Source organism: Streptomyces sp. P9-A2 (assembly GCF_036634175.1).
Classification (GTDB): domain Bacteria; phylum Actinomycetota; class Actinomycetes; order Streptomycetales; family Streptomycetaceae; genus Streptomyces; species Streptomyces pratens.
This window is the reverse complement of sequence record NZ_JAZIFX010000001.1, coordinates 1,849,050-1,869,217: the sequence shown is the minus strand read 5'-3', so window position 1 is coordinate 1,869,217 and position 20,168 is coordinate 1,849,050. Positions and strand designations below refer to the sequence as shown.

Genomic DNA, 20,168 nt, shown 5'->3' with positions numbered 1-20,168 from the left:
ACATGGCCAAGCTCGAACTCCTCCCCGCCGTCGACGTCCGCGACGGCCAGGCCGTCCGCCTCGTGCACGGCGAGTCCGGCACCGAGACCTCCTACGGCTCCCCGCTGGAGGCCGCGCTCGCCTGGCAGCGCTCGGGCGCCGAGTGGCTGCACCTGGTCGACCTGGACGCCGCGTTCGGCACCGGCGACAACCGCGCGCTGATCGCCGAGGTCGCGGGCGCCATGGACATCAAGGTGGAACTGTCCGGCGGCATCCGCGACGACGACACGCTCGCCGCGGCCCTGGCCACCGGCTGCACGCGCGTCAACCTCGGCACCGCCGCCCTGGAGACCCCCGAATGGGTCGCCGGGATCATCGCCGAGCACGGCGACAAGATCGCCGTCGGACTCGACGTCCGCGGCACCACCCTCCGCGGCCGCGGCTGGACCCGCGACGGCGGCGACCTCTACGAGACCCTCGCGCGGCTCGACAAGGAGGGCTGCGCGCGCTATGTCGTCACAGACATCGCCAAGGACGGCACCCTCCAGGGCCCCAATCTGGAACTGCTGAAGAACGTCTGCGCCGCGACCGACCGCCCCGTGGTCGCCTCCGGCGGCGTGTCGTCGCTCGACGACCTGCGGGCCATCGCCGAGCTCGTCCCGCTCGGTGTCGAAGGATCCATCGTCGGTAAGGCCCTGTACGCGAAGGCGTTCACCCTGGAAGAGGCCCTGGAGGCTGTCTCCCGATGACCTCCGAAGCCGTACGGCGCGTGCGGGGCGACAGCCCCTGGGAAGAGTCCTTCGGGTCCGCACGCGCCGTGGCGGCGGGCGACCGCGTCCTGGTGGCCGGCACGACCGCGTTCAGGGGCGACGTCCTGTACGGGGAGGGCGACCCGTACGAACAGGCGAAGGCCGCCTTCGGCAGTGCCCTGGAGGCGATCGCCGAATTCGGGCTCGGCGTCGACTCCGTGATCCGCACGCGCGTCTACCTCGCGCACTCGCGGGACATCGACGCGGCGGGTCGCGCCCACAAAGAGCTGTTCGAGACGGTGCGCCCGGTCACGACCCTCCTGGTGGTGGAGGGCTTCATGGACTCACGCGTACTGGTGGCGGTGGAAGTCGAGGCATTCGGCGCCACCGGGCCGGCCGGTACCGAGGCCGTCGGCGGCCACCGGGGCCGGTCGGCGGGACCGGCCGGCGGACACCGAGATCGATCAGCGGACACCGAACAGACACTAGAGGAGCACGATTCATGACCCTGGCGGTCCGAGTCATCCCCTGCCTGGACGTGGACAACGGCCGGGTCGTCAAGGGCGTCAACTTCCAGAACCTGCGTGACGCGGGCGACCCCGTCGAGATGGCCAAGGTGTACGACACCGAGGGCGCCGACGAGCTGACGTTCCTGGACATCACCGCCTCGTCGGGCAACCGCGAGACGACCTACGACGTGGTGCGCCGCACCGCCGAACAGGTGTTCATCCCCCTGACCGTGGGCGGCGGTGTCCGCACCCCCGAGGACGTGGACAAACTGCTGCGGGCGGGCGCCGACAAGGTCGGCGTCAACACCGCCGCGATCGCCCGCCCGGACCTCATCCGGGAGATCGCCGAGCGCTTCGGCCGCCAGGTCCTCGTCCTGTCGGTCGACGCCCGCCGCACCGGGTCCGGCGACTCCTTCGAGGTCACCACGCACGGCGGCCGCCGGGGCACCGGCATCGACGCCGTCGAGTGGGCCCACCGGGCCGCGGAACTGGGCGCGGGCGAGATCCTGCTCAACTCCATGGACGCGGACGGCACCAAGGACGGCTACGACCTGGACATGATCGCCGCCGTCCGCAAGCACGTCACCGTCCCGGTGATCGCCTCGGGCGGCGCGGGCCGGCTCGCCGACTTCCCGCCCGCGATCGCCGCCGGCGCCGACGCGGTCCTCGCCGCCTCGGTCTTCCACTTCGGCGACCTGCGCATCGGCCAGGTCAAGCAGACCCTGCGGGAAGCGGGCCACCCGGTGCGGTGAGGCCCCCCCCGCGCGCCGGCCCGGCCGGCGGACGGGGGCCCGGCCGGCTCGCTCAGTCCTTCGGCTGGGCGAGCTGGATCAGATTGCCGACCGTGTCGTCCAGGACGGCAGTGAGCACCGGGCCCTGATCCTGCGGCTCCTGGACGAAGTTCACGCCCTCGCCGCGCAGCCGCTCGTACTCCGCGCGGAGGTCCGTCACCGAGAACACGATGGCGGGCAGCCCCGCCTCGCGCACCGCCCTGCGGTACGGCTCCGCGATGGGACCCTGCCCCGGCTCCAGCAGCAGCTCAAGATCCCGCTGCGCCCCCTCGCCCGCCCCGACCGTGACGAACAGGGTGCCACCGCCCAGATCCGTCCGGGTGCGGGTCTCGAAGCCGAGGACGCCGGTGTAGAAAGCGTGCGCCTTCGCCACGTCGTCGACGTACACGCTGGTCATGGCGACCTTGATCATGGAGATTCTTTTTCCGATCTTGCAGTCTTTCCGGGGCCGGTGACCGGCCCCGGTACCCACGACCGTACTCGGACGGCCCCCGAGATCGTTCGGATTCAGATACCGAGCTGCTTGGACGCGTTCAGTTTCTCGATCGCGTCCGCGTCGCCCTCCAGATCGACCTTGGCCACCTCGCGCCGCCCGTAGAGGAACAGCAGCAGCTCCGACGCCTCGCCGGTCACCGTGACCACCGGCGCGCCACGGCGGGCCACCACCGTCCGGCCGTCCGGGCGGCGCAGCACCAGGCCCGTGGCGGCACCGCGGCCCATCATCCGGGCAGTGGACTCGAGCCGTGACCACAGGGTGTCCTGGAACACCGGGTCGAGCTCACGCGGCGTCCAGTCGGACTGCGCGCGGCGCACGTCCTCCGTGTGGACGTAGAACTCGACGACGTTCGACAACTCGTCGATCTGCTTGAGGTTGAAGGGCGAGAAACGCGGCGGGCCGGTACGGATCAGCTGGATCAGCTCCTCGTACGGCTTGGCGGTGAACTCCGCCATCACCCGCTCCAGACGCTGTGCGAGCTGCTTGACCACCATCCCGCCGGCGGCATCCGGGCGGCGCTCGCGCACCACCACATGGGCGGCGAGGTCGCGGGTGCGCCAGCCCTCGCACAGAGTGGGAGCCTCAGGGCCCGCGGTCTCCAGCAGGTCGGCCAGGAGAAGTCGTTCACGCTTGGCATGGGTCGACATGCGGCCAGCCTACGGTGACCCGCCCCGTCCGCCCACCCGTCACCCGACCACCACCCCCGAACGAGGCGCTTTCGCGCCGCCCCCGCCTCTCGTCCCGTCCTCGTACCTTCCCAACCCGTGGACGCGGCCCGGGGGCCGCCCGTCCGCACGGCACAATGGTTTCCATGACCAGCAGCACGTCCCGGCCCGGCCGGCTCGACCCGGAGATCGCCGCGCGGCTCAAGCGCAGCCCCGACGGCCTCCTGCCCGCCATCGCCCAGCAGTACGACACCCATGAGGTGCTGATGCTCGGCTGGATGGACGACGAGGCGCTGCATCGCACCCTGACCACCGGTCGCTGCACCTACTGGTCGCGCAGCCGCCAGGAGTACTGGGTCAAGGGGGACACTTCCGGGCACGTCCAGCACGTGAAGTCCGTCGCCCTGGACTGCGACGCCGACACCCTCCTCGTCAAGGTCGACCAGACCGGCGCCGCCTGCCACACCGGCGCCCGCACCTGCTTCGACGCCGACGTGCTGCTCACGGACACCCTCGCGGACCACGCGGGCAGCGGCGCGCACGCCCCCGGTCAGTAAGGTCTGCCGCCATGGACCTCGAGACGTTCCGCAAGCTCGCCACCGACCGCCGGGTCATCCCGGTCACCCGCAAACTGCTCGCCGACGGCGACACCCCGGTCGCGCTCTACCGCAAGCTCGCCGCGGACCGCCCCGGCACCTTTCTCCTCGAGTCCGCCGAGAACGGACGGTCCTGGTCCCGCTACTCCTTCGTCGGCGTCCGCAGCGCCGCCACCCTCACCGAACAGGGCGGGCAGACACACTGGCAGGGCACCCCGCCCGTCGGCGTACCGGCCGACGGCGACCCGCTCGCCACGCTGCGCGCCACACTCGAGGCCCTGCACACCCCGCGCGACCTCGCCCACGACCTCGGTCTGCCGCCCTTCACCGGCGGCATGGTCGGCTACCTCGGCTACGACATCGTGCGCCGGCTCGAACGGATCGGCCCCGGCGCGCGGGACGATCTGCGCCTGCCCGAGCTGACCATGCTGCTCACCAGCGACCTCGCCGTGATGGACCACTGGGAGGGCTCCGTCTGGCTGATCGCCAACGCGATCAACCACAACGACCTGGAGACCGGCGTCGACGAGGCCCACGCCGACGCCGTGGCACGCCTGGACGCCATGGAGGCCGACCTCTCCCGCGCGGTGGCCCAGCCCCCGGCCGTCCTCCCGCCCTCCGAACTCCCCGAGCACACCGTCCTGTGGGGCGGCCCCGACTTCCGGGCCGCCGTCGAGGACATCAAGGAACGCATCCGCGCGGGAGAGGCCTTCCAGGTCGTCCCCTCCCAGCGGTTCGAGACCCCGGTCACGGCGAGCGCCCTGGACGTCTACCGGGTGCTGCGGGCCACCAACCCGTCGCCCTACATGTACCTGTTCCGCTTCGACGACTTCGACGTCGTCGGTTCGTCCCCCGAAGCACTCGTGAAGGTCGACGACGGCCAGGCGATGGTCCACCCCATCGCCGGCACCCGGCCGCGCGGCACCACCCCGCAGCAGGACCAGGCCCTCGCCGAGGAACTGCTCGCCGACCCCAAGGAGCGCGCCGAGCACCTCATGCTCGTCGACCTGGGCCGCAACGACCTCGGGCGGGTCTGCGAGCCCGGCTCCGTCGAGGTCGTCGACTTCATGTCCGTCGAGCGGTACTCGCACGTCATGCACATCGTCTCGACGGTCACCGGCCGGGTCGCGCCCGGCCGCTCCGCCTTCGACGTGCTCACCGCCTGCTTCCCGGCCGGGACCCTCTCCGGCGCGCCCAAGCCCCGTGCCATGCAGATCATCGACGAACTCGAGCCGTCCCGGCGCGGACTGTACGGCGGCTGCGTGGGCTACCTGGACTTCGCCGGTGACTCCGACACCGCCATCGCCATCCGCACCGCGCTGCTGCGCGACGGCACCGCGTACGTCCAGGCGGGCGCCGGAATCGTCGCCGACTCCGACCCGGTGGCCGAGGACACCGAGTGCCGCAACAAGGCGGCCGCCGTGCTGCGCGCCGTCCACACGGCGAACCGGCTGGGCGCGAGGTGACACGCACGGTGTGACACCCACCCGGGACCGTGCGGGACGCGCCCGGGGCTGTGTGAGATGCGCCCGGGACCGTGTGAGATGCGACCGGCACGAGCCCCGGGTGACCGTTCGCGCGTGGTTCACGCGATAGTGGAGTACGTGACTGCCGTACCTCACCCCCGTTCCGAGGCCGCCGGCTCCGCCCGGACCGGCCGCCTCAGCCTCGCCGCCGCCCTGCTGTGCGGCGCCCTGGGCGCGGCCGTGGCCCTGCTCGCCACCCGGCAGCAGTGGTCCCAGGGCACCGCGACCGTGGCCGGCGGCTCCTTCCCCCTGACCGCGAACGGCAGCGACGTCACCGGCGTCCCCGCCGCCCTCGCCGTGGTGGGCCTGGCCGCCCTCGTCGCCGTCTTCGCCGTCCGCCGGGCCGGCCGGTTCGCCGTCGCCGCGCTGCTCGCCCTGTCCGGGGCGGGCACCGTCGCGGCCACCCTGCTCGGCGCCTCCGACAGCTCCGCGCTCGACGACAAGGCCGCCGAGGTCTCCGGCGACACGTCGGCCACCGTGGAAGCCCTCAGCCACACCGCCTGGCCCTACGTCGCGGCCGTGGGCGGCCTGCTGCTCCTGCTGGCCGGCGCGCTCGCCCTGCGCTACGGCAGGCTGTGGCCCGCGATGTCCGGCCGCTACGAGCGCGGCGGCGCCCCGCGGCCACGCCGCACGGCCGCCGCCGGCGATCCCGACCGGCCGGAGGAACTGTGGAAGGCCCTCGACCGCGGCGAGGACCCGACCGGAGCCTGAACCACCAGGCAGCCGGCCCCTCCGCGGGGCAGCCGGCCCCTCCGCGGGGCAGCCGGCCACGGGCGTTCGCCGCGCGGAGGAGCACCCCCGATCACGGCACGCGCGCGCGTGCGGGACAATTGATCCGAGCGTCCTGCTCAGACACGTACACAGCACTGAGGAGCAAGCAATGGCGGGCAGCAGCCACGGTCACACCCCGGCCGCCTGGACCGGTGTCATCATCTCGTTCATCGGTTTCTGCGTCGCGAGCATGTTCATGGTGGTGAGCTCACCGGTGGGCTTCTGGGTCGGCATGGGCATCGTGCTGCTCGGCGGTGTCGTCGGCGGAATCATGAGCAAGATGGGCATGGGCCAGAAGCCGCACTTCCACCCCCTCAACCCGCCGACCGCAGGCCGTGAGCCGGCCCGCGCCGAAAGCTGATCACCGGGAACACTCCGGACAGGGGCGGCCGGCACACGGGTGCCGGAACCGCCCCTGACGCGTGAGCGGGGGCACAATCACCCTGTGAACGCCGTCAGCCACAGTGCGCCCCGCGGCACCGCCGCCCGACTCGTCCTTCCCGCGGGAACGCTCGCCGCCGTCGCCGGAGCCTTCGTCTACGTCGGGGCGGTGGACCCCAACGAGCCCGGCCACTACCCCGCCTGCCCGCTGCTGCGCCTCACCGGCCTGTACTGCCCCGGCTGCGGCGGACTGCGCAGCGCGCACGCCGTCGCCCACGGCGACCTCCTGGCCGCTCTCCAGGCCAATGCGCCCGCCGTCCTCGGTTACGCGGCCTTCGCCGTCCTCTGGACCGTGTGGGTGGTCCGCGCGGTGCGCGGAAAACCCCTCCGGATCGACCCCCGACCGGTGCTCCTGTGGTCCCTGGGAACGTTTGTGCTGGTCTTCACGGTTGTCCGGAACCTGCCGTTCGGCGGCTGGCTACATCCTTGATCGAACAGCGAACGTCCAGGTAGTGGGACCGGCGTCAACCGGATGTGAGGCGTACCCCCTGCTGCGGATACCATCGCAATGACCACCGGTTTCGTCCGGCGACCCGTCCGTGAGGACGGGGAACGCCCCAGGGACGGAAACGAACGCACTGAAGACGGACCGTCTGGAAGGGGGCCCCTCGCGTGAGTGTGCTCGACGAGATCATCGACGGAGTCCGTGCCGACCTCGCGGAGCGCCAGGCACGGGTCAGCCTCGACGAGCTCAAGGAGCGCGTGGCGAAGGCTCCCGCGGCCAAGGACGGCGCGGCCGCCCTGCGCGGCGAAGGCGTCAAGGTGATCTGCGAGGTCAAGCGCTCCAGCCCGTCCAAGGGCGCGCTCGCCGCGATCGCCGATCCGGCCGGACTCGCCGCCGACTACGAGGCGGGCGGCGCGGCCGTCATCTCCGTCCTCACCGAACAGCGCCGCTTCGGCGGCTCCCTCGCCGACCTGGAGGCGGTCCGCGCGCGGGTGGACATCCCCGTCCTGCGCAAGGACTTCATCGTCACCTCGTACCAGCTCTGGGAGGCGCGGGCGCACGGTGCCGACCTCGCGCTGCTCATCGTCGCCGCCCTCGAACAGCCGGCCCTGGAGTCGCTGATCGAGCGTGCCGTCTCCATCGGGCTCACCCCGCTCGTCGAGGTGCACGACGAGGACGAGGTCGAGCGCGCGGTCGACGCCGGCGCCAAGGTCATCGGGGTCAACGCGCGCGACCTCAAGACCCTCAAGGTCGACCGGGGCACCTTCGAGCGCGTCGCCCCCGAGATCCCGGACCACCTGGTCAAGATCGCCGAGTCCGGCGTCCGCGGCCCGCACGACCTCATCGCCTACGCCAACGCCGGCGCCGACGCCGTCCTGGTCGGCGAGTCCCTGGTCACCGGCCGCGACCCGAAGACCGCGGTGGCCGACCTGGTGGCGGCCGGCGAGCACCCGGCGCTGCGCCACGGACGCGGCTGACGCCCGATAGGCTGGCACTGATGACCCTCCCGATCACCCTGATGGCCAGGGACCCGTACGCGCGCCTCGCCCGCGGCTGCCGCCCGCGCGGCTGCCGGGCCCCCGCGCGCCGCGTGCTCGGCCGCAGGGTGCGCTACCACATCGGTAACGAGCCCGGCCAGGTCAACGGACTGCGATGGCACCGCCCCTGACAAGGGGCGCGGGGCAGTACCGGCGCGCCACTCGGCCGCGTCGGCGAAACCAGCCGCACACGGTCTGAAGCCGGCCGGTGAGCCCTGCCCCCCCACGGCGAAACGTGTCCACACACTCATCGTGAGGTTTCCGCATGCCCAGCCAGTTCTTCTTCCCCGATCCCGAGGGCCAGGTGCCCAGCACCGAGGGCTACTTCGGCGCGTTCGGCGGCAAGTTCATCCCGGAGGCGCTCGTCGCCGCCGTGGACGAGGTCGCCGTCGAGTACGACAAGGCCAAGGCCGACCCCGAGTTCGCCCGCGAACTCGACGACCTGATGGTCCACTACACCGGTCGCCCGAGCGCCCTCACCGAGGTGCCCCGGTTCGCCGAGCACGCCGGCGGTGCCCGGGTCTTCCTCAAGCGCGAGGATCTCAACCACACCGGCTCCCACAAGATCAACAACGTGCTCGGCCAGGCCCTGCTCACCCGGCGCATGGGCAAGACCCGTGTCATCGCCGAGACCGGCGCCGGCCAGCACGGAGTCGCCACCGCCACCGCCTGCGCCCTGTTCGGCCTCGACTGCACCATCTACATGGGCGAGATCGACACCGAGCGCCAGGCCCTCAACGTGGCCCGGATGCGCATGCTCGGCGCCGAGGTCATCGCTGTGAAGTCCGGCAGCCGCACCCTCAAGGACGCCATCAACGAGGCGTTCCGCGACTGGGTCGCCAACGTCGACCGCACGCACTACCTCTTCGGCACCGTCGCCGGACCCCACCCCTTCCCCGGCATGGTCCGCGACTTCCACCGTGTCATCGGCGTCGAGACCCGCCGCCAGATGCTGGAGCGGGCCGGACGGCTGCCCGACGCCGCGATCGCCTGCGTCGGCGGCGGCTCCAACGCCATCGGCCTTTTCCACGCCTTCATCCCGGACGCCTCGGTCCGCCTCGTCGGCTGCGAACCCGCCGGACACGGCATCGAGAGCGGCGAGCACGCGGCCACCCTCACCGCGGGTGAGCCCGGCATCCTGCACGGCTCGCGTTCCTACGTCCTCCAGGACGACGAGGGCCAGATCACCGAGCCGTACTCCATCTCGGCGGGGCTCGACTACCCGGGCATCGGCCCCGAGCACGCCTACCTCAAGGACTCCGGCCGCGGCGAGTACCGCGCGGTCACCGACGACGCCGCCATGGGGGCCCTGCGGCTGCTGTCGCGCACCGAGGGCATCATCCCGGCCATCGAGAGCGCCCACGCGCTGGCCGGCGCCCTGGAGGTCGGCAGGGAACTGGGCAAGGACGGACTGATCGTCGTCAACCTGTCCGGCCGGGGCGACAAGGACATGGACACCGCCGCCCGCTACTTCGGCCTGTACGACACCGACAGGACCGTCGCCGCCGACGCGGACACCGAGACCGCCGAGATCGAGGGGGACGCCAAGTGAGCGGGAACGTGAAGCTGCTGAACGACACCCTCGCCGCGGCGAAGTCCGAGGGCCGCGCCGCGCTGATCGCCTACCTCCCGGCCGGGTTCCCGACCGTCGACGGAGGCATCGACGCCGTGAAGGCCGTCATCGACGGCGGTGCCGACGTCGTGGAGGTGGGCCTGCCGCACAGCGACCCCGTCCTCGACGGTCCCGTCATCCAGACCGCCGACGACATCGCCCTGCGCGGTGGCGTACGGATCGCCGACGTGCTGCGCACGGTCCGGGAGGCCCACCGGGCCACCGGGAAGCCGATCCTCGTCATGACGTACTGGAACCCCGTCGACCGCTACGGCGTCGAGCGGTTCGCCGCCGAACTCGCCGAGGCGGGCGGCGCCGGCTGCATCCTGCCCGACCTGCCCGTCCAGGAGTCGGCGCTGTGGCGGGAGCACGCCGACAAGCACGGTCTGGCCACCGTCTTCGTCGTCGCGCCCAGCAGTAAGGACGAGCGGCTCGCCGAGATCACCGCGGCGGGCAGCGGTTTCGTCTACGCCGCCTCGCTCATGGGCGTCACCGGTACCCGCGAGTCGGTCGGCGCGCAGGCCGAGAACCTGGTGGCACGGGCCCGGGCGAGCCGCGCCGAGCTGCCGGTGTGCGTCGGGATCGGTGTCTCCGACGCCGTCCAGGCCGCCGAGGTCGCCCGCTTCGCCGACGGTGTGATCGTCGGATCGGCCTTCGTCAAGCGGCTGCTGGACGCCCCCGACCCGGCCGCGGGCCTCCAGGCCGTGCGGGCGCTCGCGGGCGAGCTGGCCGAGGGCGTACGCGGCCGGTCCTGACGGCGTGCGGGGCCGGTGACAGCGGGTGTGACCGGCCCCGGCCGTGCCGGACCCGGGACGGCAGAGCCGGGTCCCGTCATCGGCAAACGCTCCGCAGCTGGTCATACGAGTCCCTCGTACGGGTGGATCTGGGGCCGGGGAGGCGCGCTGCGCCTCCCCGGTTCGTTCTGCGGGGTGTGAGCGAGAAGAACCGTGAGGGAAAGCGCACCGCCCGTGAGCGGCTGGTGGTCGAGCGTGAGAAGCAGAAGGCGGCGGACAGACGGCGCCGCACCCTGATCGTGGGTGCGAGCGTGGTCTGTGTCCTGGCGCTCGCGGCGGTGATCGGCGTCGTCGCCGCCAACGCGGGCAAGGACGACGGCAGTAGTGAGGAGGCAGGCCCGGTGGTGGCGCCCTCGGGGGCGCTCGGCAAGGACGGTCTCGCCGTCCCGGTCGGCAAGGAGAGCGCCAAGTCCACCCTCACCGTGTGGGAGGACTTCCGCTGCCCCGCCTGCAAGTCCTTCGAGCTGGCGTACCGGCCGACCCTCCATGAGCTGACCGAGTCCGGCCAGTTGAAGATCGAGTACCACCTCGTCACGCTGATCGACGGGAACATGGGCGGCACCGGCTCCCGCAACTCCGCCAACGCGGCCGCCTGTGCCCAGGACACCGGCAAGTTCGCCGAATACCACGACGTGCTGTTCGACAACCAGCCCCCGGAGACGGACGACGCCTTCGCCGACAACGCCGAGCTCATCGAGCTGGCCGGCAAGGTCAAGGGCCTCGACACCCCTGCCTTCCGCAGTTGCGTGGAGGACGGCACGCACAACAGCTGGGTCGCGAAGTCCGACGAGGCATTCCAGAAGGGCCGCTTCTCCGGCACACCGACCGTCCTGCTCGGCGACAAGAACATCTACCAGGACCGGACGATGACCCCGGCGAAGCTCAGGAAAATGGTGGAGGAGGCCAACCGGCAGTAGGGGGGCGAGCCTTCCCGTTATGGACCCGTAGCCGGGCCGCCCACCGTGGGACCGGTCCGGCGCGGTAGCGTCGACCCTGCCATGGAACTTGCCTACATTCCCAGCCCGTCGAGCGGGGTGCTGTACCTCGGCCCCGTTCCGCTCCGCGGCTATGCCTTCAGTATCCTCGCCGGCCTCTTCGTCGCCCTCTGGATCGTCGACCGCCGGTGGGTGGCGCGCGGCGGCCAGAAGGGAACCGCCTGGGACATCGCGTTCTGGGCCGTTCCGTTCGGTCTGGTCGGCGGTCGCCTCTACCACGTGATCACCGATTACCAGCTCTACTTCGGTGAGGGCCGGAACTGGGTCGACGCCTTCAAGATCTGGGAGGGCGGCCTCGGCATCTGGGGCGCCGTCGCCCTGGGCGCTGTGGGGGCCTGGATCGGCTGCCGGCGCCGGGGCATCGCCCTTCCGCCGTACGCCGATGCCCTGGCCCCCGGTCTGGTGCTGGCGCAGGCGATCGGACGCTGGGGCAACTGGTTCAACCAGGAACTGTACGGGCGGGAGACGGACCTCCCGTGGGCCCTGCACATCACGTCCACGGCGGGCGGCCGGGTACCGGGGTACTACCACCCGACATTCCTGTACGAGTTTTTGTGGTGCGTGGGCGTCGCCCTGCTGGTCATCTGGGCGGACCGCCGCTTCAAGCTCGGGCACGGACGGGCGTTCGCGCTGTACGTCGCCGCGTACTGCGCGGGCCGGTTCTGGATCGAGTACATGCGCGTCGACGAGGCCCGCGAGATCCTGGGCCTGCGGCTGAACAACTGGACCGCGATGATCGTGTTCGTGCTCGCGGTCGTGTACTTCGTGGTGTCGGCGAAGCTGCGCCCGGGACGCGAGACCGTGGTGGAACCGGGCGCGGCTGCCGCCGGTGGCACGGCCGGTGGCGCGACAGGCGGTTCCGCCGGAGGCGACGACGCCCCGGACGACGCCGGGAGCGGTTCCGGGGCCGAGCCGGCCGAGCCGGAGACCGCGGGTAAGGGCGGCAAGGCGGACTCCCCGGAGACGAAGAAAGCAGCCGGGCCGAAGAAGCCGGACACCGGGTCGAAGGCCGACGCGAGCCCGAAGGGGAACGGCGGAGCGTCGGACAAGGACGCAGCCGAGCCGGGTGACGCGAAGGCCGAGGACACCGAGGCGGAGAAGGCCCAGGAGGATTCCGCGACTGCGGACTCCGCAGACGTGGACTCCGCAGACGTGGACTCCGGGGCTGCGGAGTCCGGGGACGTACGGTCCAAGGACGAGGCCGGGTCGGCGAAGAAGAGCTGACGGTCTGCCGGCCCGCCGCCGGCCCGTCGTACCTGAACGACGCCGTGGGGCGCCCGGGAACTCCGGGCGCCCCACGGACGTGTGTGCGGGGCCTCAGATGCGGTGGGCCAGGGACAGGACCCGCCGGGCGGCCGTCACCACCGCCGCGTCGACGAAGCGGCCGTCGGGAAGTGCCTGGGCGCCCTGCTCGCCGGCCGCCGCCTTGACGACCGTCTCCGCCCGCTCGATCTCCTCCTGGGTGGGCAGATAGGCGCGCTCGATGACCGGCAGCTGACGCGGATGGATGGCGGCGCGGCCCAGGAACCCCAGGGCACGGCCACGGGCGCAGGAGGCGCGGAGACCGTCCAGGTCACGGATGTCCGGGTGGACGGACTGGGCGGGCGGGGCCAGACCCGCCGCCCGCGCGGCGACGACCACGCGGGAGCGGGACCAGTCGAGGCCCGCGTCCTCGCGTACGCCCAGGTCGGTCCGCAGGTCCTCCTCACCGATCGAGATACCGCGCAGGGCCGGGTGGGCGGTGGCCACGTCGTGCGCCCGCTCGATACCGAGGGCCGTCTCCAGCAGCGCGTACAGACCGAGCGCGCCGCCGGCTGCGGACACGGCCCGCCGCGCGACCCGGACGACGTCGGCGGGCGAGGACACCTTGGGCAGCCGCAGACCGGCCAGACCCACCAGGCCCCCGGCCGGGGCGACGGCAAAGAGGTCGGCCTCGCCCCAGGGACCGGTCAGGGCATTGACGCGGACGTGGACCGGGACCGGCTGCGGGTCGCACAACAGCTCGGCGCAGGCGGCCCGGGCGTACGCCTTGCGGTCGGGGGCGACGGAGTCCTCCAGGTCGATCACCACCACGTCGGCCCCGGAGACGAGCGCCTTCGCCACCACCCACGGCCGGTCGCCCGGTGCGTACAGCCAGGTCAGCGGGGAGGCCACCGTCACAGCGCGCCTTCCGCGCGCAGGGCCGTCAGCTCGGCCGGGGTGAGGCCCAGTTCGGTCAGCACCTCCTGGGTGTCGGCGCCGTGCGGGCGGCCCGCCCAGCGGATCGCGCCGGGGGTGTGCGAGAGGCGGAAGAGAACGTTCTGCATGCGCAGCGGGCCCAGCTCGGGGTCGTCGACCGTGGTGATCGTGTTCAGGGCCCGGTACTGCGGGTCGGTCATCACGTCCCGTACGTCCTGGACGGGCGCCACCGCGGCCTCGGCCTTCTCGAAGGCGGCGAGCACGTCTCCGCGGGTGCGGCAGGCGATCCAGCCGCCCACCGCCTCGTCCAGGACGTCCGCGTGCCCCGCGCGGCCGGCGCCGGTGGCGAACCATGGTTCGTCGATCAGCTCAGGCCTCCCCACCAGCCGCATCACCCGCTCGGCGACCGACTGGGCCGAGGTGGAGACGGCGACCCAGGTGCCGTCGGCGGTGAGGTAGGTGCCGCGCGGGGCGTTGTTCTGGGAGCGGTTGCCGGTGCGCGGCTGGACGTGGCCGAGCTGGTCGTACCAGGTCGGCTGGGGTCCGAGCGCGGTGAGGATCGGTTCGATGAGGGCCATGTCGACGACCTGGCCCTCGCCGGTGCTCTCCCGCCCGGCGAGCGCGGTCAGCACCGCGTAGGCCGTGGTCAGGCCCGCGATGGAGTCGGCCAGGCCGAACGGCGGCAGCGTCGGGGGCGAGCCGGGCTCACCGGTGATGGCGGCGAAACCGCTCATGGCCTCGGCGAGTGTGCCGAAGCCGGGCCGGTGCGCGTACGGGCCGAACTGGCCGAAGCCGGTGACCCGGGCCAGGACGAGACGGGGGTTGGCGGCGGACAGTTCGGACCAGCCCAGATCCCACTTCTCCAGGGTGCCGGGCCGGAAGTTCTCGATGATCACGTCGGCGGTCCTGGCGAGGCGCAGCAGGGTCGCCCGGCCGCCGCGGGTGGACAGGTCGAGGGTGATGGTCCGTTTGTTGCGGCCGAGCATCTTCCACCACAGCCCCACGCCGTTCTTCGACGGGCCGTGGCCGCGGGAGGGGTCGGGCTTCCTCGGATGCTCGATCTTGACGACCTCCGCGCCGAAGTCGCCGAGCAGCGTCGCGGCGAGGGGCCCGGCGAAGAGGGTGGCGAGGTCCAGGACCCGCAGGCCGGTCAGAGGGGGTGGGGGCGGGGGAGCGGAGGGGCCGGGGGAGGGGGCGGTGGGTGTGACGGGCCGGGTCATGGGCGGGAGGCCTCCAGACGGGTCAGACGGGCCAGGGTGTCGAAGCCGACGCCGTTGAAGTCGCCGACGGAGGTGGCCAGCCGGTTCTTCAGCGGGGCCGTCCAACGCTCGGGGAGGGCGGCGGGAGAACCGGCGAGCAGGGCGGTGACACCGCCCACCGTCGCGCCGTTCGAGTCCGTGTCCCAGCCGCCGGACACGGCACGGCAGACGGCGCCGGTGAAGTCGCCGTCCGCGTGGGTGATGGCGGCGGCGATCAGGGCGGTGTTGGGGACGGCGTGCACCCAGTGGGCACCGGCGTGCAGGGCGTGGAGCCGGTCGACGACGGTGGTGAAGTCATGGTGCTCGTGTGCCAGTCGGACGGCCTCGCGCACGGCGCGGGCGAGCCGGGAGCGGGGCGGTACGACGGCGAGGCCGGCGCGCAGGCAGGCGTGCACGTCCGGGCGGTCGCCGCCTGCGCCTGCGCCTGTGCCTGCGGCGGTGGCGATGACGGCCGCGCCGAACATCGCGGCGTGGACACCGCCCGCGGTGTGCGTGAGGGTGGCGTCGCGGTGGGCCTGCTCGGCGGCGCCCGCCGGATCGCCGGGGTTGGTCCAGCCGTGCACGTCGGCACGGATCAGGGCGCCGATCCACTCGCGGAACGGGTTGCGGTGGCGGGCGGTGCGCGGAGGCTCCACGCCGTCGAGGAGGTTGCGGTAGGCGACGCGTTCGGCGGTGAAGGAACGGCCCGCCGGGAGTTCGTCCAGCCAGAGCCGGGCCACGTCCGTGGTGGTGAAGCCCTTGCCGTACCGCTGGAGCAGCAGCAGGTTGAGAAGCGGGTAGTCGAGGTCGTCGTCCTCGGGCATCCCGTCGATGTTCTCGGCGAGCGAGGTGGCCGCCGAGCGACGGTTCCAGGGGTACCGCGCGGCCAGTTCCCCGGGGACTCCGAGGGCGGTGAAGTAGTAGTTCAGAGGCCAGTTCCCGGTGGCCCGGGCGAGTCGGCGGATGCCGTCGAGGGGGAGCTTCTCCACCGGCTTGCCGAGCAGGCAGCCGACGGCACGACCGAGCCAGGCGGCTTCCAGAGGCTCGGTTCCGAGGCGGTCGGTGTCGGGACGGCTGCTCCGGCGGTGGTCGGTGTCAGGACGGTCGGTCCAGCTGCGGTCCGCGTCAAGACGGCCGGCCCGGCGGTGGTCCGCGTCAGGGTGGTCCGCGGCAGGGTGGTCGGAGGCCGGGGGAGCTGTGTCGACAGGTGAAGGCCATTCGGGGCAGAGGGACTTGATGGCGCCGAGGTCCGTCGGTTCATCGTCCGCGAGGCCGCTGGGCAGGTCGGCGAGTTCGTCCAGGAGGTCCCCGGCCAGCAGCCGGAGGTAGCGGGACGCCGGTCGCGGGGAGGCACCCGCGCGGGGCGGGGCCTCGGGGCCGCCCGCCGCGCGCCACCGGGCGGCGACGGCGGCGACGGCCGTGGCCGACCGGCCGTCCTGGGCGGCCTGGCGCAGCTCGTGCCCGATCAGGTCCTCCGGCTGGACCCAGGTCAGTCGGAGCATTCCGGGCCCCCCAGCTCGGCGAACGCCCTTTCGTGCGAGCGGCGTCGGGACACATCGCGTGCGAAGACCTCGCGGGCCACCTCCGTCAGCGTGGCCGCGGGTTCCAGGAGGTCGAGACGGCTGGCCTCCGCCACGGTCTTCGCCCAGTCCTCGGGAACCGGCGAACCGAGGGCACCCGCCACGGCACCGGCCATCGTGGCGATGGAGTCGCAGTCCCTGCCGTAGTTCACCGCGCCCAGCACCGCGTGCCGGAAGTCGCCGCCGGCCACCACCACCATGCCCAGCGCGACCGGGAGTTCCTCGATCGCGTGCAGCCTTGAGGGACGGCGGGCACCCAGCGACGGAGCGCGGTAGTCGGGACCCACGCTGTCGTACGGGGCCACCGCCTCCCGCAGCGGGCGCAACGCGGACTCGAACTCCGTATGGCGGGACGCCACTTCGCAGACCCGCTCGATCGCCGTCCGCGTGCCGTCCTTCGCCAGGGACAGACAGGCGGTGACGACCGAGTCCGGTGTCGCTCCCGGCGCGCACGCCGCCGCCACCGCCGCGGCGAGAACACCGGCCGCCTCCCGGCCGTACGACGACTGGTGGGCTCCCGCGACGTCCAGCGCCTCGGCGTAGGCGCCCGCCGGGTGGGCCGCGTTGACCAGGCCGACCGGGGCCATGTACATCGCGGCACCACAGTTGACGATGTTGCCGACGCCCGCCTCGCGCGGATCGACGTGGCCGTAGTGGATCCGGGCCACCAGCCACTTCTCCGCGAGGAAGACCCGCTGCAGCAGGAGCGCCTCCGCCTCCAGCTCCGGGATCCAGCGCGGGTGCGTCATCAGGTCCGGGACCAGGTGGTCGGCGACGGCGTGGGCGTCCAGATGGCCCCGGACCCGCGCGTACACCCGGACCAGGGCGTGCGTCATGAGGGTGTCGTCGGTGACGTGGCCGTCGCCCTTGTGGTACGGGGCGATCGGACGGGCGGTGCGCCAGGCGTCACCGTTCCAGGGGCCGACGACGCCGTGGACACGGCCGCCGTGGCGCTCGACGATCTGCTCGGGGGAGTACCCCTCGACGGGGCCGCCGAGCGCGTCGCCGACGGCGGCTCCCACCAGCGCGCCGGTGAACCGTTCGTCCAGGGAGGCACCCCGAACCCGCTTTTCGTGCTCTTTGAGCGTCATGCCCGAATCATCCTCCGGGGGGAGGCGGTTGTGCGGCTTCCAGGAGCCCGGCGAGTTCCACCAGGTCGGTGCCGGTGAGCCGGGGAAGCGTGCAGCCGGAGAGGATGCGGCAGCTCTCCCGCCAGGACTCGGGGATCGCCGCGCCGCCGCCGAGCGCGCCGGTCAGCGCGCCGACGAGGGCGGGGGCGGAGTCCGCGACCCGGGAGAGACAGGCCGCCGCGGGCACCGCCTCCACCATCCGGCCGTGCGAGGCGGTGGCCAGCGCGAGAGCCACGGGGACGGTCTCGGCAGCGGCGATGCCGTAGCTGTAGACGTGGTCGACGATCTGGTGCTCCAGGAGCGGTACGAGGGCGAAGGCGCCGTCGATGTCCGCGGCGAGCCGCAGCGCGTGCCGGGCGTTGCGGCCGATCTCCGTCTCCTCGGGCAACTCGGCCACCGCGGCCGCCACGCATGCCCCGACGTCCGCGCCGGCCAGCGCGAGGGCGATGGCGGCGGCCATCGCGCGGGCGCCGTGCACCCCGTCGCCGTCCTGGGTGTAGCGGGCGTCGAACTCGGCGAGCGCGGCGGCGCCCTCGGGGTCGCCGGGGTGGGCCACGGCCAGGACACAGGCCCGTACGCAGGCCGCGTCGTCGAAGTAGTGCGGGTTGTCGTGGCCGGTGGCGGGCGGACGCAGGCCGGTGGCGAGGTTGCCGAGTCCGGCCCGTACGGAGATGCGGGCGCGCAGGGGCAGGACGGCCGACTCGATCTCGGGCGCGCGTTCCGCGGCCGCGGCGACCTCACCGGCCATGGCGTTCCAGGTGAGGTCGATGGCGGCCCGGGTGCGGCGTTCGCGGCTCAGGTCGCCGAGCGCGCCGTCGTCGCCGGCCCGCAGGACCGCCTCGGCGGCGAACACCGCCCACTCGGCGTCGTCGGAGGGACCCAGGCGCAGGGGGCCCGGGGGCTGGTTGAGGGCGATGGGCACGGGGAGGGTGGTGGTCGCGTTCTGCTCGGCGAAGGTGTCCAGCTCCCGGGTGAGGCGCCGGGTCCACTCGGGCATCCGGGCGGCGCGGTGGCGTGCCGCGGGCCAGCCGGCGGCGTCTCCGGCGGCGAGGCCGAGGAGGAGGCCCTCGATACGGGGTGCCTGCGGCGGCGGGGTGAGGGGTACTGTCGCGGGCCGGTGGTCGCCGGACCCGGACCGGCGGTCGCCGGAAGCCTCGGCTTCGCCTTCGGCCCGGCGTTTCCGCTCCGCACCACCCGGGCGGGTTCCATGGGCGGGTGCGGGTGCGGGTGCGGGTGCGGGTGGCCCCGGTGGGGCTGTCGCACCGTCGGCGGCCCCGGGAGCGGCTTCAGGAGGGCGGGGCGCGGTCGTGTCGGGCGGACGGGGCCCGTGGCCGGGCGGGGGCGGTCTCGGCGGGGGGTTTTCGGCGGGGGACGCCGGGGGATGTTCCGGCGGTCGGTCCCGTGGTGTGGATGGGGGTGCCGTCGCCGGTGGGGAGAGGGTCATGACGGGGCCTCCGCGGGGTTGTCGGCCGGTGCCGGAGTGAGCAGGTCCGCGATGTCCAGGACGTGATGGCCCGCCATCGCGGGGAGGCAGCTGCCGCGGGCCGGTCCGATCGCGGCCGCCCAGGCCTGCGGGATCGCGGCGGCGCCCAGGGTCGCGCCCGCGAGGGCGCCCGCCACCGCCGCGGTGGTGTCCGCGTCGCGGCCCATGTTGACGGCCGTCAGCACCGTCTGTTCGAAGTCCCCGTCCGCCGCCGCGTACGCGCCGAAGGCGAGGGCGACGGCCTCGGGGGCCAGGTCGGTCCAGGGGTAGCCGCCGATCACTACCGCGGAACGGATCGCGCGTTCGCCCCGGTGGGCCACGGTGACGGCGCGGCGCAGGGAACGGGCGGTCCAGGAGTCCTCCGGCACCAGGGCCAGCGCGGTGGCCACGACGGTGACCACCGGCGCCCCGGCCATCGCCGCCGCCACGCCTGCCGCGACCGCCTGGCCTCCGTAGATGCCCTCGCCGTCGTGACTGACCGAGCCGTCGATCGCGGCCAGCCGGGCGGCCTCGGCGGGGCGGCCGGCCGCGAAGACGCCGTGCGGCGCCGCCCGCATCGCCAGCCCGTCGCTCCAGGCGTGACGGTGCTGGGCGGAGACGGGGGCGGCCAGCCCCCGGCGGAGGTTCTCCAGGGTGCCGCGCTCACTGAATCCGGCGCCCCGGAACCGCCCCTCGGCGCGGTCCGCGATCCATTCGTGCCAGGCCGCTCCGACCTGCGCCGGGGTGAGCGCCGATCCGTGCCGGGCCAGCAGCAGGCCGGACAGGATCGCGTACTCGGTGTCGTCCGTGCCCGCGGGGTGCTCCGCCACGTATCCCGTGATGCGGCCCCACCGGGCGCGGATCTCGGAGGGTTTCAAATTCTCGGCCGGGGCGCCCAGAGCGTCGCCGACGGCCAGGCCGAGCAGCGCGCCGCGTGCCCGTTCGCGGAGCCCGAGGGAGCCCCCGGGCGCCGGGGCAGAGGGGATGCAGGCGGTCGATGCCATACGCGGCTCTCCTCTCAGGGGCGCCCCGAGAGGCGCGAAGCCCTTTGCGGAACTGTCCCCGGTGTGAGGTCCGGTGCAGCCTCACAGGCCCCGGTGTCACCCGGTCGACATCTGCGCGGGCCCTCCCGCAGGCGAGCGGCGGAATCGACAAAACCGCAGGTTAGCCCAGC

At 73.3% G+C, this 20,168-nt stretch carries 20 protein-coding genes and 2 pseudogenes; 14 read left to right on the top strand and 8 right to left on the bottom strand.

What is annotated here, in order from left to right:
- The first annotated feature begins 2 nt into the window (after positions 1-2).
- From priA to hisF, 3 genes and pseudogenes are all read left to right on the top strand, one after another.
- Positions 3-728 carry a bifunctional 1-(5-phosphoribosyl)-5-((5-phosphoribosylamino)methylideneamino)imidazole-4-carboxamide isomerase/phosphoribosylanthranilate isomerase PriA gene (gene priA / locus V4Y04_RS08485; RefSeq protein WP_332426742.1) on the top strand — a complete coding sequence of 242 codons (726 nt, stop codon included), beginning with the start codon at positions 3-5 and terminating at the stop codon, positions 726-728.
- Positions 725-1,108: pseudogene (locus tag V4Y04_RS08480) on the top strand (Rid family hydrolase); the annotation flags it as partial. The gene priA and the pseudogene V4Y04_RS08480, both read left to right, overlap by 4 nt.
- 122 nt (positions 1,109-1,230) lie before the next feature.
- Complete coding sequence (hisF, locus tag V4Y04_RS08475) at positions 1,231-1,989, top strand: imidazole glycerol phosphate synthase subunit HisF (protein WP_332426741.1); 759 nt, start codon at positions 1,231-1,233, stop codon at positions 1,987-1,989.
- A 52-nt stretch (positions 1,990-2,041) separates the two neighbouring features.
- Here hisF and V4Y04_RS08470 read toward each other — a convergent pair whose 3' ends face one another.
- Together V4Y04_RS08470 and V4Y04_RS08465 are read right to left on the bottom strand one after the other, a co-directional pair.
- Complete coding sequence (locus tag V4Y04_RS08470) at positions 2,042-2,440, bottom strand: VOC family protein (protein WP_332426740.1); 399 nt, start codon at positions 2,438-2,440, stop codon at positions 2,042-2,044.
- 95 nt (positions 2,441-2,535) lie between these two features.
- Positions 2,536-3,171: a TIGR03085 family metal-binding protein gene (locus V4Y04_RS08465; RefSeq protein ID WP_332426739.1), complete on the bottom strand. Its 636-nt coding sequence runs from the start codon at positions 3,169-3,171 to the stop codon at positions 2,536-2,538.
- Between the two features lie 164 nt (positions 3,172-3,335).
- On the opposite strand from V4Y04_RS08465, the gene hisI reads away from it, so the two are divergent.
- The 11 genes and pseudogenes from hisI to lgt form a co-directional block, all read left to right on the top strand.
- The gene (gene hisI, locus V4Y04_RS08460; protein ID WP_332426738.1) at positions 3,336-3,746 is read left to right on the top strand and encodes a phosphoribosyl-AMP cyclohydrolase; all 411 of its coding nucleotides are present in this window, start codon (positions 3,336-3,338) and stop codon (positions 3,744-3,746) included.
- An 11-nt stretch (positions 3,747-3,757) separates the two neighbouring features.
- Complete coding sequence (locus tag V4Y04_RS08455; protein ID WP_332426737.1) at positions 3,758-5,251, top strand: anthranilate synthase component I; 1,494 nt, start codon at positions 3,758-3,760, stop codon at positions 5,249-5,251.
- 129 nt (positions 5,252-5,380) lie between these two features.
- Positions 5,381-6,022, top strand: coding sequence for a TIGR02234 family membrane protein (locus tag V4Y04_RS08450; RefSeq protein WP_332432757.1), 642 nt, complete (start codon positions 5,381-5,383; stop codon positions 6,020-6,022).
- Between the two features lie 169 nt (positions 6,023-6,191).
- Positions 6,192-6,443 (top strand): HGxxPAAW family protein, encoded by a 252-nt coding sequence (locus tag V4Y04_RS08445; RefSeq protein WP_332426736.1) that lies wholly within the window; start codon positions 6,192-6,194, stop codon positions 6,441-6,443.
- Positions 6,444-6,527: 84 nt separating this feature from the next.
- Positions 6,528-6,953: a DUF2752 domain-containing protein gene (locus V4Y04_RS08440; protein ID WP_332426735.1), complete on the top strand. Its 426-nt coding sequence runs from the start codon at positions 6,528-6,530 to the stop codon at positions 6,951-6,953.
- A gap of 182 nt (positions 6,954-7,135) precedes the next feature.
- Positions 7,136-7,945, top strand: a complete 810-nt coding sequence (gene trpC / locus V4Y04_RS08435) for an indole-3-glycerol phosphate synthase TrpC (RefSeq protein ID WP_332426733.1) — start codon at positions 7,136-7,138, stop codon at positions 7,943-7,945.
- 20 nt (positions 7,946-7,965) lie between these two features.
- Positions 7,966-8,136: a tryptophan biosynthesis modulator TrpM gene (gene trpM, locus V4Y04_RS08430; protein WP_332426731.1), complete on the top strand. Its 171-nt coding sequence runs from the start codon at positions 7,966-7,968 to the stop codon at positions 8,134-8,136.
- Between the two features lie 134 nt (positions 8,137-8,270).
- Positions 8,271-9,557, top strand: a complete 1,287-nt coding sequence (gene trpB, locus V4Y04_RS08425; RefSeq protein ID WP_332426729.1) for a tryptophan synthase subunit beta — start codon at positions 8,271-8,273, stop codon at positions 9,555-9,557.
- On the top strand, positions 9,554-10,372 hold the full coding sequence (gene trpA, locus V4Y04_RS08420; RefSeq protein WP_332426727.1) for a tryptophan synthase subunit alpha: 819 nt from the start codon (positions 9,554-9,556) through the stop codon (positions 10,370-10,372). The genes trpB and trpA overlap by 4 nt, the downstream gene beginning before the upstream one ends.
- 176 nt (positions 10,373-10,548) lie before the next feature.
- Positions 10,549-11,328: a DsbA family protein gene (locus V4Y04_RS08415; protein WP_332426726.1), complete on the top strand. Its 780-nt coding sequence runs from the start codon at positions 10,549-10,551 to the stop codon at positions 11,326-11,328.
- An 81-nt stretch (positions 11,329-11,409) separates the two neighbouring features.
- A pseudogene (gene lgt, locus V4Y04_RS08410) lies at positions 11,410-12,474 on the top strand (prolipoprotein diacylglyceryl transferase); the annotation flags it as partial.
- Between the two features lie 249 nt (positions 12,475-12,723).
- Here the strand turns inward: lgt and V4Y04_RS08405 are convergent.
- From V4Y04_RS08405 to V4Y04_RS08380, 6 genes are read right to left on the bottom strand one after another with little or no spacing between them, the layout of a single operon-like run.
- On the bottom strand, positions 12,724-13,566 hold the full coding sequence (locus tag V4Y04_RS08405; RefSeq protein ID WP_332426725.1) for an HpcH/HpaI aldolase/citrate lyase family protein: 843 nt from the start codon (positions 13,564-13,566) through the stop codon (positions 12,724-12,726).
- The gene (locus V4Y04_RS08400) at positions 13,563-14,804 is read right to left on the bottom strand and encodes a CaiB/BaiF CoA transferase family protein (RefSeq protein ID WP_332426723.1); all 1,242 of its coding nucleotides are present in this window, start codon (positions 14,802-14,804) and stop codon (positions 13,563-13,565) included. Before V4Y04_RS08400 ends, V4Y04_RS08405 begins: the two co-directional genes overlap by 4 nt.
- Entirely contained in the window at positions 14,801-16,324 is a 1,524-nt protein-coding gene (locus V4Y04_RS08395) for an ADP-ribosylglycohydrolase family protein (RefSeq protein WP_332426721.1), read from the bottom strand. The genes V4Y04_RS08400 and V4Y04_RS08395 overlap by 4 nt, the downstream gene beginning before the upstream one ends.
- The gene (locus tag V4Y04_RS08390; RefSeq protein WP_332426720.1) at positions 16,312-17,493 is read right to left on the bottom strand and encodes an ADP-ribosylglycohydrolase family protein; all 1,182 of its coding nucleotides are present in this window, start codon (positions 17,491-17,493) and stop codon (positions 16,312-16,314) included. The genes V4Y04_RS08395 and V4Y04_RS08390 overlap by 13 nt, the downstream gene beginning before the upstream one ends.
- Before the next feature lie 7 nt (positions 17,494-17,500).
- Positions 17,501-18,976: an ADP-ribosylglycohydrolase family protein gene (locus tag V4Y04_RS08385; RefSeq protein ID WP_332426719.1), complete on the bottom strand. Its 1,476-nt coding sequence runs from the start codon at positions 18,974-18,976 to the stop codon at positions 17,501-17,503.
- Positions 18,973-19,998, bottom strand: a complete 1,026-nt coding sequence (locus V4Y04_RS08380; protein WP_332426718.1) for an ADP-ribosylglycohydrolase family protein — start codon at positions 19,996-19,998, stop codon at positions 18,973-18,975. Before V4Y04_RS08380 ends, V4Y04_RS08385 begins: the two co-directional genes overlap by 4 nt.
- Positions 19,999-20,168 lie beyond the last annotated feature (170 nt).